This is a genomic window from Leptolyngbya sp. CALU 1928, from assembly GCF_056784215.1.
This window is the reverse complement of record NZ_JBXBCE010000001.1, coordinates 1255187-1269091: the sequence shown is the minus strand read 5'-3', so window position 1 is coordinate 1269091 and position 13905 is coordinate 1255187. Positions and strand designations below refer to the sequence as shown.

Sequence of the window (13905 nt, the reverse complement as noted above, 5' to 3'; positions counted from 1 at the left end):
ATCCTAGAGTGGTGATTTTTCAGGCGCTGCTTTTGGAAGGATGGCGGCAAACCACTGCTCCATGCGATCGCCCATTGCCGCTAACGAATAATCTCGTTCTGCCTGTTCTCGGCAGGCACGACGATCGATCTGGTCAATTTTCGCGATCGCGTCCACCAATCCTTTAACGCAATCGGGGGGCACCAGCCAGCCAGTTTTGCCATTTTGGACAATTTCTGCGGGACCGCCGCGATCGTAGGCAATCACCGGAACGCCGCAGGCAAGCGCTTCGATCGCCACATTGCCAAAGGCTTCCACCCAGTGCGGAGTCATCAATAACGCCCGACAGTTGCCCAATTCTTGCTGTAAGTCTGCCGTCGGCAAAAAGCCTTCATAGGTCACTGGCGCATCGGGATATTGGTCGCAAATGTCATGCCAGTAGGGCACATCCTGCAACACACCCCAAACCTTGAGGGGGATTCCGGTGGCTTGAGCGGCAGCTACCGCATCTTCCAAGCCTTTTTCAGGAGCCAGCCGACCGACCCACGCCAGCGTATTCTCAGGCTCAGCGCAAAATTGATACTGAGACAGATCAAAGCCATTACCCACCACGCGGCAGCGATCGCCAAACTCAAAGGTTTCAGCTTGGGCGCGACTGTGAAGGGCGATCGTATTGGGGAAATCGGTCACAACCTGCTCAATGATTTGATCGATCACATCGGTTAATGAACCCATGCTGACTAGATGCGCGATCGGAGTGTGAAAAAACGGAGTCAGATACAAGGGCAGCCAGTCATAGGCAAAGTTAAGAATCAGGTCATAGTCTGCCTGCACCTGTCGGGCGTACTCCCACATATTCGCCAACACCGATTCCGGCGGCATCGCCACCCAAGCCTCTCGCCCTTCACTCTGCGCCGTGCTTTGCAACCGACCGGGAATTTCAACCACCGGAAAGCCTTCTAGAACCGAACCTGCCGGAGCAACAATGGTAATGCTGTGGCTGCGATCGCGTAAGGCTTGGGCAATATTCTTCAACGTCAGTTCCACGCCGCCGCCCATCCCTGAACCCAACGGTCCTACTGAAGTTGAGAGAAACAGTAAATTAAGCGGCGAAGTAGAATTCATCTAGTCTGGCTCCGCCACTGGTGCAGGTAGGGGCTTAACTTCTTGAATTGGGGCAGTTTCCGGTTGATCGAGTTGCAATACTTCCGAAATAGGAACTTGCCGCATGGTTTGAAATTTCTCAGCTAACACATCACGCTGGTTAATCAAATAAATGCTGACGAGGGTTAGCCCTACGCCAAACCACTGAACTTGGCTCAGCGTTTCACCCAGAAATAGATTACCAAAGAAAAGCGCAAACACGGGCGTGAGGAAGGTCAAGGAACTAAGGCTGGTGAGGCTACCGCTAGCGGCAAAGTAGAAAAATATGCCATAGGCGATCGCGCTGCCAAACACTGTGGAATAGCCGATTGATAACCAGTTTGCTGCATCTAGATGAACAAATTGCTCTGTTTCAAATCGAGCCGACAGGGCAAACAGCGGCAATCCACCCAAAATCATGTGCCAGCCCGTTGCCGCGATCGGGTCAGCATGGCGGCTGACATATCGCATCAGCACCGTTCCCACCGCCATCGACAGGGATGCCAACAGCATCAACCACTGTCCATTCTGAAATAAATTATGGACTAAATCGCCCCACTGAAAGCTGTCTAAGGACACTTGCCCCTGAAGCAGACTCACAATCCACTCATCGGGCAACGCTAAGAGGGTAATTCCGACAATGCCAAAACCTAAGCCTAGCAAGCCCCACAGCCCAATTGTTTCACCAAATAATAGCCACGCCATCAGCGCCACGGCTAGCGGTTGGGAATCAATCATCACCGAGCCTAAGCCCGCCCCCGTTCTGACTAAGCCCTCCGCCAAAAAACCTTGAAACATTGCCCCATCCACTAAGGCAAAGAGCGCAATCCATAGCCAAGCTTGCCATCCTTTGGGCTGGGGCTTGCCGCTAATGAATGCCGTTGCCAACACCAACAGTCCCGCCGGAACCAGCCGTACTCCCGCCATAAATAGCGGAGTCGTATTTGGCATCACTCCTTTCATGGCAACCATCGCCGTTCCCCAAAAGAAAAAAGGAGAAATCAACAGCAATGGATAAAATGAGAGCTTAGACTTGACGGACTCAGTGTTCATGGGCTTTATGTACTGGATAGCGAGAAACAGAGGACATTGCTCAATGAATTCTGGTTTTTGTGAGGCGATTGACTGAGTGCGTCTCAACGCCACTTCATCTAACCTTAACTAATTCTATACTTATGTTAAGTGCTGAACGTGTTTAGCAAACCGTTCACTATTGAATCCTTTCTGTGAATAATACGCCTTATGGTTTGGCCGTTTAAGCCTCGATTTAAAAAACAAATTGCTCGGATTGAAATCAATGGCGCGATCGCCGGAGCCACTCGCAAGCATGTTTTAGAAGCATTGAAGACCGTTGAGGAACGCAAATTTCCGGCACTGCTGCTGCGAATTGACAGTCCTGGCGGCACTGTAGGTGATTCTCAAGAAATCTATGCTGCCCTCAAACGTCTCCAGGAAAAGATCAAAATCGTCGCCAGTTTTGGCAATATCTCGGCATCCGGTGGCGTGTATATCGGCATGGGTGCCCAACACATCATGGCAAACCCCGGCACGATTACCGGCAGTATTGGGGTGATTTTGCGCGGGAACAACCTAGAGCGGTTATTAGAACGGGTTGGGGTTTCTTTTAAGGTGATCAAGTCGGGACCTTACAAAGATATTTTGGCGTTCGATCGCGAAATGACTGAGCCAGAACGTCATATTTTGCAAGAACTGATTGATATCAGCTATCAGCAGTTTGTCCAAACGATCGCGGATGCTCGTCACCTTGCGGTGGATACCGTCAAAACCTTTGCAGATGGGCGAGTGTTTACGGGGCAGCAAGCGCTAGAACTCGGCGTAGTTGATCGCTTAGGCTCTGAGGAAGACGCGCGTCGGTGGACAGCAGAACTCGTCGGGCTAGATCCTGAAAAAACCCGCTGCTTTACGTTAGAAGAACGCAAGCCTTTCGTGGGGCGGCTACTGTCGCGGGAGTCTATTCAGCTTAGCTCAATCAACAACCTACCGGGTCTGGCGGCTGGGGCACAATGGCTAGAATTTGAGCTAGCGACCAATGGGATGCCGCTATGGCTTTATCGTCCTTAATTGCTGAAGAAAATCGTTGTACTGCGATCGCTCCCCATCCAGAGTACGCACCTTTTTGGTATGCTGACAAAGCTTGGGGTTAAACGTTCTCATCAACACAGCAGAGCGTGATAGACTGAGTGTTCCTTGTGCGGGTGTGGCGGAATTGGTATACGCGCACGCTTGAGGTGCGTGTGGCTTTGCCTTGCGAGTTCGAGTCTCGCCATCCGCATAGGATCTCAAACAGAAAGCCCAGTCAGTGACTGGGCTTTCTGTTTACAAATACGTTCAAGTCAGACACCCGACTTACAAACCTAGTTCATTGCCACGACGATATTGCAGGTAAGCCGCAACAAACAAGCCTGCCAAGGTGATTGGAATTAAACCAAGCACAATACCCAAAAGAATCGGTTCAATCACGGTAAAACTCCCTCTAGTCCTTATTCAATCTAACAAAGTAGCCTCTCTCCTATGGTACTGGGTTCAGCCTCAAAAATTGAAAGACAGTAGTACTGATTTCGCGCTAGAGCCTATGAATAGAGCTACATGAATGAATACGCTAATTTTTATACATAGATTAAATTTCACAATTTAAGCTTATATCTTTGCGAAGTTATCTGAAGAGGCTTTAAACTGAAGAAGGTTATGGGCAGCCGACCGCTGACCGTTTCAAAAATATTTTCTTAAAAAACTTTTGGATAATCAAGTTCTTGGAAGAGTAAGGTTTCCTTACCAAGCTGCACTGGGCACCTTGGCAGCGATCGCGATCGCCTTTTTGGGGCTTCTAGGGTTCCATCAGTTCCGCACATCCGACCCTTATATTCAAAGCGTTTTAGTGCTTCCTGGCGATATTGCTCAGGGAAACGCGATCTTTCAGATGAATTGTGCTGGCTGTCATGGCACTTTTGCCAATGGGCTTGTAGGACCTAGCCTTCGCGATGTTTCTTCCCGCAAATCTGAAGTGGGCATGATTCACCAGGTTACTAGTGGTCGCACTCCGCCAATGCCGCAGTTTCAGCCGTCTCCTCAAGAAATGGCTGATCTACTTCGCTATCTCGAAAGCCTTTAACATGACGAAATCGGTTGATTGGATTGTGGTGGGTGCTGGAATTACAGGCGCAGCGATCGCCTATGAACTTGCCCATCAAGGATTCTCAGTATTGCGACTAGAGCAACATGCAGCCCTGCAAGGCTCCTCGCGCTATGGCTACGGTGGCATTGCTTATTGGGCAGGCACCACAGACCTGACTCGCCAACTCTGTGCCGAAGCACGCGCCATGCATCCGCTTTTGTCTGAGGAATTAGGGGAAAGCACCCAATTTCGCGAATTGGATTTGGTGCTAACGATCGCATTAAATGATGACCCACAGGCGATCGCCCAATCCTATGCTAGTGTTGCCGTTCCACCCCGCTTAGTGAGTGTAGAAGAAGCCTGCGATTTGGAACCCTTGCTGAATCCTGCGGCAATTTCCGGCGCGTTGACCGTCAAGCATGGGCACCTCCACCTTGGAAAAACCATTGATGCCTACACCCAAGCATTTACCCGGTTAGGTGGTCAGGTTCACATTGGTCAGGTAACTGGATTATTGCAACAGTCCGGAAAAGTGATTGGCGTAACCTGTGGGGATAAATCCTTTTTAGGAGCAAATGTAGTCGTTTGCGCGGGAGCGATGAGTCGAGGATTGCTGAAATCGGCTGGAATTTCAGTGCAGCAATACTTTACCCACGCTGAGCTAATTGAAACGCCGCCTGTGGATATCAATCTGCGATCGCTGGTCATGCCTGCGAATGGTCAACGGTTTAAGTTAGAGGCAACTTCCAGCACTGTGGAATTTGACAGCCTCTGGGATGAACCAGGACATGAACCGATTCCTCCAATTCTCGATGCAGGCGCGATTCAACTGATGGATGGGACGCTCCGGATCGGGCAGGTGAGCCGTACTTTAACTGATCCGAATGCCGCTATCGATGCGATCTCCAGCGAACAAGCAATGCGAACCCAAGTGGGAAAAATCTTGCCAGCGCTGCAAGATTTACCTGGTACTTGGCACCATTGTCTGATTGCCTTTAGCCGCGACTCTTTGCCACTAGTGGGCAGCATTGCAGATGCAGAGAACGTGCATCTGTTTTCTGGCTTTAGCAATCCATTGGCGATCGTGCCGCCCCTTGCCCGTCGTTTTGCCCAAGCCGCGATCGCCACCACAAAAGACCCACTCCTTGCCCCACTCTCCCCCAATCGGTTCATCTAGCACTGCCTGTGAATCAAACAAAAAAAGAGCCTTGCATTACTGCAAAGCTCCGATGGATGTTGAGGATGAAACTTGTTAGAAACTGAACTGCGTTCTCAAGTTGAACACATAGATATTGGGGTTGCTATCAAAGTTGTTGGCATTGAAAATTGCGTAGAACGCCGGCACCACCGAGATATTATCCGTAATTGGGTAGTAGTAGGATGCCTCTAGCTCATACATCGTGCCGCCATCGCCGCCACCTGCCGCAAAATAACGCCGTCCCTGTTGGATATCCATGGGCATTAAGAACGTAACCACAGCCAAGGAACCTTTTTTAATCAAATCAGGGAAGCCAAGTCCCGCTTGAAAGGCTTGTGTGCGAACTAGCTTATCGATCGGCTGAAGTGTTGTCCAACCCAACCCATAGCGCCCAAAGATGCCAAATTTTGGCGTAATTGCCCAGTCTGCACTAACCCCCAAGTGGTGCGCTGTAGCGGACTTAAGACCAACCGTAGATCCGGGACCTGCATCCAGATAACCATAGGGGATAGGTTCACCAGTTGCACCACCAACCTGTCCAAAGTTAGCTTGTTGACGCGTGTAGGTATACAAGGTGCGGACATTGATGTTGCGAGTCGGAGAAAAGGTTAACTCGGCAGTGGAAGTATTGGTGCCACCAAACAAGCCGAATTGTGGATTGCTGGAGGTATTGTAAATCGAGGCAGGCAGGAACTCCGTGTTCTCACCCAGATAGGCAGCCGCAAACCGTAGTTTCGGACTGATGTTCCACTCGACGACTGCACCCGACCCGCGATCGATCGCGTTGGAAAGCGTATTACCGATTGAATCAAAGCTACTGGCACCTGTAATAAAGAAGGTATAGCGATTGAAGTCAAAATGGCGATACCAGTTCACGCGGGGACCGACTGTGATTTTGATGTTATTGCCCAGAGGAAAACTATAGAACAAATCGTGAATCACGACCTCGGCACTGCCATTGTTCGGTCCACCCGTTTGATCGGTAAAGGGAGTACCAAAGGAGTTGAAGAAGCCTGCCGAGGCAAACTGGTTAGCAGGAGAGATGCCGTTCCCTGCTGCCAACTGAATCAGCAAATTATCGCGTCCAGTGAATGAGGTATTAAAGTTGAGCCACGTCAGAAAACTAGCGGTAGGTTGAGCTTCGTCTGTGGTTAAAACAATGGGAGACCCATTGGCATCTCTAGCGCCTGCAAACCGCCCCTCGGCTGGGTCACCAGGACGACCTTCATAGCGGATATTCTTGTCAAAGCTGGTTGCGCCACTGTAGTTAAACCAGACATTGCCGCTGAGTTTAGTGGTGGTAGAAAACTGTTGTTTTTCCAGGGTTGCAGTCCGCACTTCCAGCGATTCCACTCGACCGCGCAGAGCCGCAAGTTCAGCCGCAAACTCTTCCTGAAGCTTTTTAACAACTTCCAGATCTTCTTTTTTGACAAAATCGGCGGTGGCAGCAGCAATCAATTCTTGGATCTTGTCTAGGCAGGCATTTAAGCCAGCGGCAAATTCAAAACGCGTTAGTGCCCGATTGCCCCGAAAGGTTTTATCGGGGTAGCCGACAATGCAACCGTAACGCTCGACTAAAGATTGAAGGGCTTGGAATGCCCAATCGGTGGGTCTGACATCCGTTAGCTGTGATACGGACGTGACTTGATCTTGCTCCGTTTCGCTGGTTGGCTCTCCACCCTCTAGACTATTGGAAGTAGAGATGACTTGATCGATTTTAGAAGAAACCGTTGGCGTGTCTGCCACCAAGATTGGAGAGACACCTGGTTGAGCCGTTTGAGGTTCTGACGCGATCGCGCTAGAACTGATCAAACCCACAGCCGCACCAGAAGCGAATAAAGCTGTCCAAACTAGGGCTGGTAACTTTGTTTTTGCTTTATAAAACAGTTGAATGAACACCATCGAATCTCACACCTCAAGAACAACCACATTAAATCGCTTGGATGTCCATCATCCTTTAGATACAGGATATTACCAGAGCAAACAGGAGTGATTATGTAACATCCACAACAATATGTATCCTTGATTACAAGCGGATGAATTGCTCATGACAACTTAGGCAAAAGCAACAATGACTCAATTGATGAATCATTCAGATGACACTCCACTTCACACAATGCAGCCGCTCGAAAGGTTTTCAGACCGGGCAACCGATTATGCAAACCATCGCCCCAGTTATCCAGCCGCCGCGATCGCTGCGATTTTAGCTGGACTGGGGAATCCGCATCAGCTAGTTGCAGCCGATATTGGAGCCGGAACAGGCATTGCGTCTCGGCTATTGGCAGAGCAAGGATTACGAGTTTGGGCAATAGAACCCAATGCTGCCATGCGAGAAGCGGCGGTTTTTCATGCCAATGTCACCTTCCAAGCGGTTGCAGCAGAGCAGACTCAATTACCGAATGATTCCGTGGATTTAGTCACCTGTTTTCAAGCATTTCACTGGTTCGATCCGGCGATCTGTCTGCCAGAATTTCATCGGATTCTCAAACCATCGGGGCGGCTGGCGCTGGTGTGGAATACTCGCGATCGCCAAGACCCATTGACTCAAGAATACACTCAGCTTGTTCAACAGTTATCTAACCATCATCCGGCTGAAAGTCGCATGGTTTCAGCGCAACCTCTATTTGCCAGCCCCTATTTTGGCAATATCTCACAGCACGAGTTTCCCTATCAGCAGTCGTTAAGTTTAGAGAGTCTAATCGGTCGTGCCCAAAGTACCTCTTATATGCCGAAAGATGACGATACGACCCAACGGCTAGTGAGTGAATTGAAAGCATTGTGCGATCGCTGGGCAGATGAGCAAGGGCACATCAGTTTGGTTTATAGCACCCAAGTTTTTTTGGCTCATCCAAATGAAGCCGGGTGAATAGGTTCGGTTGCAAATCAGATTTTTTCTAGCAAACGCTGCCTGAATCCTTCAAGATTCATTAAACTGTGAGGAAATAGCCCAATGATTCACCACTTCTGCGATCACTGATCCTTAAATTATCGTTATGGCAACTCGCACAGACACCATTTTTGAGCGCTTTCTGGCTCCCATCGCCAAACTCGTGATCAATCAGGACGAGTTGAAACGGTTTCATGACAGCATTGATTGGAAGTCTGCCAGCGAGCGCCTAACAAACCCAACCGTCCATTATCCTGCTTACTATAGCAGCCAAAATTTTCACGGTATTGAAGGTGGCTATCTCACTGTTGGTGCCGCTGTCTCCTATGATCCGATTACGCAATATGCCCTGCCGCCCAATGAACAGTGGGTGCGCCAAGCCCTGATTGATAGTGTGCAGAGCAAGCCGCGCCGCATTTTAGATCTAGGCTGTGGCACGGGATCGACCACGCTCTTGTTAAAAAAAGCATTTCCCGATGCAGAAGTGATCGGGCTAGATCTCTCGCCCTATATGCTGGTTGTGGCAGAACACAAAGCCAATCAAGCAGGGCTGGAAATCCAATGGAAACATGGTTTAGCTGAGCAAACCGGATTTGCTGATGCATCGTTTGACCTGGTCACTGCCTCGCTGCTGTTTCATGAAACGCCCCCCGCGATCGCCAAGGAGACTTTGCGCGAGTGCCATCGATTACTTACCGTTGGCGGCGAAGTGCTGATTTTGGATGGCAACCAAAAATCATTGAGACAAACCGAATGGCTAACCGACATTTTTGAAGAACCCTATATTCGTGAATACGCTCAGGGCAGCACCGATGCTTGGATGGGCGCAGCCGGATTTGGCAAGGTGCAAACCCAAGACTTTTGGCTATTGCATCAAGTCACCCACGGCGTAAAAGCGATCGCGTCCCAGTCCGTTGAGTTTTCCACCCCCAATTTTGAGCCAGTCAACGGAAAACAATGGGCAATGGGCTAAACGCTGAACGTTTCTGTTTGACGGCTAACAACCTTTGCACCATCTAGATCTCGGTAACGTCCGCTCCAAAACAGTTTTATTAGCCCTAGTGTGTTAACTGTATGTTGAGGGCAAAAACTTGATTACTACGCTCCATTTCTGACTCAAACTCTGGGTATGAATCTTTGCTGGACAAAACGACAATTTTGGGATTTGAGCTTGTACTGTTTTTCAACTCTGTAAAATTCACTTAAACCTTTAACACCGCCCTCAACAATTCTCTTGTTAGCAGCATAGTCTTCTCTGTTTATCGGACAGACAATCCCTAAATGCACCTAGACAGAATTAATCAGCGGACGCTGAAGATTATTGCAAGTCCTAACGATCCTGACTTTAATGAGAAAGTACAGACCGTAACTCGCCGACATCTAGAAGCGGCAAGAAGTGGCAGTCGTTAATAGGACTAGCGTGCGATCGCACCTCAAACCCAGCCTATCCGCCAATTTGGGACATGGTACGGGCATAGCGTCCGGTGGTGCCAGAGTCGCGTTCTTTGTAGTTAATTTCGGGTTTGAGGAACACCAGTTCGCGGACTTGGCGGCGGAGGTCTGATGTGGGAATGCCCGATCGCAATCCTCCCTTCAAGTCAATCTGCCCAGTTTCATTCAGCAGGCAGGGACGCAGCCAGCCATCGGCAGACAGGCGCATTCGGTTACAGCGATCGCAAAAGCATTCTGACATCTGGCTGATAAAGCCCAAAGTACCCTTTGCGCCGGGAATGTGGAAGATATCGGCGGGTCCATTGCCGCGTACCTGCCCTTCGGTTAAGCCCCAGCGATCGCGAATTTGGCGGCGCAGTTCTTCGGAAGCAACCCACCCGCGATCGCTAAACAAGTCGCCATTGCCGATTGGCATGAATTCAATAAAGCGAATGTGCCACTCGCGATCAAGGCTCAGTGCCGCCAAGTCTAGAATTTCTGAGTCATTCACACCGGGAATCACTACCACGTTTAGCTTTAACGGGTTAAATCCGACTTTATGAGCGGCTTGAATCCCATCCCAAACTGACTGCCAGCGAGTGCGTCCCCGATTGCCAATAATTTGATCAAATACCTCTGGTTTCAGCGAATCTAAGCTAATGTTGATCCGTCGTAAGCCTGCGTCATAGAGGGGTTCTGCCAATTTCTCTAAGTAAAATGCGTTTGTGGTCATGGACAGATCTTGGGTTTCGGGCAGGGTGGAGATCGCCTTCACAATTTCCACCACATCAGGACGAATCAGCGGTTCGCCACCCGTAAGCCGAAATCGAGTAAACCCGATGGGAATAAAAACGTCTTGAAGCAGCGTCAATAGCTCATCCTGCGTGATCAAATCTTGCTGCAACACATAGCTGAGGTCAGAACCCTCCGGCATACAGTACTGACAGCGAAAGTTGCAGCGATCGACCAAGCTAATCCGAAGATAATCAATTGCATTCATGTTTCCATTGTGCCGGATTATTAGAGTCGCTGAGGTAATAGGCGTTGCTATTTATTGATTTCAACTGTAATTGCTGTATCTTGCACTGGATTGACGGGTTCTACCGTTGAGAGAGCGGTAGTCTTTTTTGGTAAAGGATGAGGGAAAAGGGGTGCCTTCTCAACAGTTTGATAGTTGCAGGCGAATCCGTTCGTTGTAGTGATGGATGAAGTTCCAAATCGCAGCGATATGATTATCCAATTTCTTAGAAAATGACAGTGTCTTTCGCACTAATCGAGACACCCGTTGCCTTAAGGTGTTGTTGAATCGTTCGATGTAGCTCGTCAACCCTGTTTCTTTTCCAACGGCACAATGCCGTTGGCTCGGTAGGACTGCCCGATAAGCATCCCAGTAATCGGTGTAAATCACGGCGCATTGCCGATACACCCCTGGCATCGATTGCCATAAGGCTAAAGCCGAGTCTTTGGAACGATCACCGATGTGGCAACCCACAATCTCACGTGTCTCGACATCCAGTGCTAGCCACACCCACTGCTTGTTGCCTTTGTCATCCACAAACGACCACAATTCATCCATTTGCACCTTTAGTGCTCCCTTGGTCTTGGGGGTGACCTGCACCTGACGCGGCACCTCCTTGGAGCATTGGTTGACATAGCCTTGTAGCCAAGACTCTGACAACTTCAGCACACGGGCGATACCCGCCAGGGGGATCTTCTCTAACAGCAGATGGTCAATCATCGCAGTGCTGTCTTTTTTCCGAGGTTTCCACTGGGGATTTTCCACAAATTGACGACCACAATCACGGCATTTGTAGTTTTGTTTGCCCCGTCGAGTGGTGCCATTTTTCATGATGTCTTCAGACAAACAGTTGGGACAACGCAGAAAGGGAGGAAGGCTTGACATAGGCGTTGAAGATAACAGTCATTCCCTATTTTATCTATCCTTTACGAAAAGGCACTACCCGCTTGGTTTCCGTCCAGTAAAATCACGATATCGCCTGCTAATAGATGTTGACTAATCTCCAGATCAGCTACACGAATTACCATTGCTCGTTCTCAACTTAAGGCTAAACGTAAATGCTCACGTCAACTATATTGTCGAGGCAAAAATTATATTCGCGGGAGTCAAATCCCAGTAATTCTGCAACAATACGAACTTTGTTATCTTGAGCTAGAAATCAATAGCTCCAAGCTATTTCAAAGCTGATATGCATAAAGATATTACTTACCCATGTTGCGCTTCAACTGTTCAAGTTCTTCCTCAGCTTCCCAGCGATTAAATTGCTGGTCTAAGGGATCTTTACCCCCACTGCTGTTCATATAGGTCGGGTTTTTGCTCCAGTTTGAGGTGCTTTCGGCTCCAGACTGAGTGGTTGTGCGGTTGACTTGTGCCTCGGTTACTTTTTTTTGAACTTCTTTGCGGCGTTGCTCCACTTTTTTCTGCAACTCTTGGGTTTGCTGAAAGCGTTCTTTCAACATTTCCAGTTGTCCCCATTTTTGGTTTCCCTGACGCAATAGGTCAGCTTCCCGCACTTCGGCAGGTTCAGCCAGATCGAGCCGACCTTTGGCTTTAGCTTTTTCGATGCGGGCGTGCCAAAGCTGAATTTCTTGGGCGATCGCCAATATTTCATCCTGCAAGGCTTTTTCCTTTACCTTCAAGTCGGTCATTAGCTTGAGGGTTTCTTCTTCCTGATCCCGCAGCTTTTCTTCCAGCACCATCAGTTCTAGATGAGGATTGTCGCGCAAAAACTCTTCTAGGCGCAATTCTAAGAACTGACTGAAATCATCAAATAAACCCATAATCAAGGCTCCAGCGATAGTTTAAGAGGGCGATCAAGTTGTTAGGAGCGATCGCCGATAGGCACCACCCAACCCCCATCACACTGTATCCATCCCACTAAAAACTAACAACTGATCTCCAAAACCGCCTAGAACTTTTGTCCCACAAACACCGATCGCACCTCACCATTGCGTCGGATCATTGCTTGCTCTTTAGACACTTCCACCAACGACCAACCAGAGGAGCCAATACTTTCACCAATGCCATAGCGCTGGGTCACACCATTAATTTCAAACAAGGCAACCGAGCGATCGCCCAACTCCAACACCCCAGCCAACCTTCGGGGCGCACCGGGAGTAATGGGGCTAGTTGCTGCCGCCGCTGGCTTACGTGCAGGCGCGCCATATTGCGGCACGGCTGAAGGTGCCGCACCCGCTGGCAAAGGAGTCACTGAATTAGGAGGCTTAAAGTTTGAGGGGAACTGATAGACCGGAACATACACTCGTTCAAGTCCCGTAGCAGTTCGGCTGGGAGGCAGAGCGCTGGGAGTAATAGCTTTTGGCACCGTCACAGTCGGCATTGCAGGAGTGGTTGCCCCTGAGGTCGTTGCAGAAGGGGTAATGCCTTGCTGCGATCGCTGGTCAATCGATTGCAGCGCTTTTTGGGCATAATCCGAAAACTGATTTTGGGTTGAAGACACCGGATTTGCGGCGACTTCTGCGGCAGGCACCGAGGACATAACCTGCGAACGGCGCGATTCTTGATAGAACAACCACAGCGCCAATGATAGAACGATCGACACACAGCCCACTGCTAGCAATAGGCGATCATAAACACCGCCAGAGGTGCGATTCTGGGGCGCTACAATAGCATCGCTTGGTGCCATAGTCATTTCAGGCACTTGGGCAATTTGCTCATTAGGTTGATTAACAGCCAGTGACTTAAGCAGCGTTGCCAGAGCCGAACTCGCCGATGATTCTTCTGTGGGGGCACTCACAGAGCTAGAAGAAGGCATATCTGAAGGTGATCCTTCTGGATCAGATAGCAAATCAACAGGCTGCGATCGCGTCAGCGTTGATGAATCAGACCGTTGCGATTCTCCATTCAAAAGCTGCTCCACATCTTGGAACAGATCATCCATCAGACTATCGGCGTAGGAATTTGAAGAAAAACTATTCGCCTCTGACTTAGCTTCCGCCGACTTAACCCCCTCCGACTTAGCTTCGGCAAGTGTATCGGGGGAATTTGGCAAAGCTGGATTCGTGCTGGCATCCTGAAACATAGGCTGCTCGTAAAAAATGAATGCTCGACAAAATTATAGATGAAGAAATCAGTTCGGGAGCGATTTACCCTTT

The 13905-nt window shown here is 49.4% G+C and carries 13 protein-coding genes and 1 tRNA gene; 6 read left to right on the top strand and 8 right to left on the bottom strand.

Annotated features, from left to right (window positions below; genetic code table 11):
* Nucleotides 1-3 precede the first annotated feature (3 nt).
* On the bottom strand, nucleotides 4-1104 hold the full coding sequence (locus tag AC1S5B_RS05905) for a glycosyltransferase family 4 protein (protein ID WP_482034756.1): 1101 nt from the start codon (nucleotides 1102-1104) through the stop codon (nucleotides 4-6).
* The gene (locus tag AC1S5B_RS05900) at nucleotides 1105-2175 is read right to left on the bottom strand and encodes a DMT family transporter (RefSeq protein ID WP_482034755.1); all 1071 of its coding nucleotides are present in this window, start codon (nucleotides 2173-2175) and stop codon (nucleotides 1105-1107) included.
* Nucleotides 2176-2364: 189 nt separating this feature from the next.
* On the opposite strand from AC1S5B_RS05900, the gene sppA reads away from it, so the two are divergent.
* Nucleotides 2365-3204 carry a signal peptide peptidase SppA gene (sppA, locus tag AC1S5B_RS05895; RefSeq protein ID WP_482034754.1) on the top strand — a complete coding sequence of 280 codons (840 nt, stop codon included), beginning with the start codon at nucleotides 2365-2367 and terminating at the stop codon, nucleotides 3202-3204.
* A 130-nt stretch (nucleotides 3205-3334) separates the two neighbouring features.
* A tRNA-Leu gene (locus AC1S5B_RS05890) sits at nucleotides 3335-3415 on the top strand.
* A gap of 74 nt (nucleotides 3416-3489) precedes the next feature.
* On the opposite strand, the gene petG is transcribed toward AC1S5B_RS05890, so the two are convergent.
* On the bottom strand, nucleotides 3490-3603 hold the full coding sequence (petG, locus tag AC1S5B_RS05885; RefSeq protein ID WP_171572052.1) for a cytochrome b6-f complex subunit V: 114 nt from the start codon (nucleotides 3601-3603) through the stop codon (nucleotides 3490-3492).
* Nucleotides 3604-3877: 274 nt separating this feature from the next.
* Between petG and AC1S5B_RS05880 the strand changes: the two genes are divergently transcribed.
* Nucleotides 3878-4252 (top strand): c-type cytochrome, encoded by a 375-nt coding sequence (locus AC1S5B_RS05880; protein ID WP_482034753.1) that lies wholly within the window; start codon nucleotides 3878-3880, stop codon nucleotides 4250-4252.
* 1 nt (nucleotide 4253) lies between these two features.
* Nucleotides 4254-5432 carry an NAD(P)/FAD-dependent oxidoreductase gene (locus tag AC1S5B_RS05875; RefSeq protein ID WP_482034752.1) on the top strand — a complete coding sequence of 393 codons (1179 nt, stop codon included), beginning with the start codon at nucleotides 4254-4256 and terminating at the stop codon, nucleotides 5430-5432.
* A gap of 75 nt (nucleotides 5433-5507) precedes the next feature.
* Here the strand turns inward: AC1S5B_RS05875 and AC1S5B_RS05870 are convergent, their stop codons facing one another.
* Complete coding sequence (locus AC1S5B_RS05870) at nucleotides 5508-7355, bottom strand: iron uptake porin (protein WP_482034751.1); 1848 nt, start codon at nucleotides 7353-7355, stop codon at nucleotides 5508-5510.
* A 169-nt stretch (nucleotides 7356-7524) separates the two neighbouring features.
* Between AC1S5B_RS05870 and AC1S5B_RS05865 the strand changes: the two genes are divergently transcribed.
* On the top strand, nucleotides 7525-8319 hold the full coding sequence (locus tag AC1S5B_RS05865) for a class I SAM-dependent methyltransferase (RefSeq protein WP_482034750.1): 795 nt from the start codon (nucleotides 7525-7527) through the stop codon (nucleotides 8317-8319).
* A 127-nt stretch (nucleotides 8320-8446) separates the two neighbouring features.
* Nucleotides 8447-9313 (top strand): class I SAM-dependent methyltransferase, encoded by an 867-nt coding sequence (locus AC1S5B_RS05860; protein ID WP_482034749.1) that lies wholly within the window; start codon nucleotides 8447-8449, stop codon nucleotides 9311-9313.
* 471 nt (nucleotides 9314-9784) lie between these two features.
* Here the strand turns inward: AC1S5B_RS05860 and moaA are convergent, their stop codons facing one another.
* The 4 genes from moaA to AC1S5B_RS05840 all read right to left on the bottom strand — a co-directional run bounded on the left by moaA (nucleotide 9785) and on the right by AC1S5B_RS05840 (nucleotide 13832).
* Nucleotides 9785-10771 carry a GTP 3',8-cyclase MoaA gene (moaA, locus tag AC1S5B_RS05855; RefSeq protein WP_482034748.1) on the bottom strand — a complete coding sequence of 329 codons (987 nt, stop codon included), beginning with the start codon at nucleotides 10769-10771 and terminating at the stop codon, nucleotides 9785-9787.
* A 159-nt stretch (nucleotides 10772-10930) separates the two neighbouring features.
* Nucleotides 10931-11653, bottom strand: coding sequence for an IS1 family transposase (locus AC1S5B_RS05850; protein WP_482036601.1), 723 nt, complete (start codon nucleotides 11651-11653; stop codon nucleotides 10931-10933).
* Nucleotides 11654-11991: 338 nt separating this feature from the next.
* Entirely contained in the window at nucleotides 11992-12570 is a 579-nt protein-coding gene (locus tag AC1S5B_RS05845) for a TIGR04376 family protein (RefSeq protein WP_482034747.1), read from the bottom strand.
* A 128-nt stretch (nucleotides 12571-12698) separates the two neighbouring features.
* Nucleotides 12699-13832, bottom strand: coding sequence for a hypothetical protein (locus AC1S5B_RS05840; RefSeq protein WP_482034746.1), 1134 nt, complete (start codon nucleotides 13830-13832; stop codon nucleotides 12699-12701).
* Nucleotides 13833-13905 lie beyond the last annotated feature (73 nt).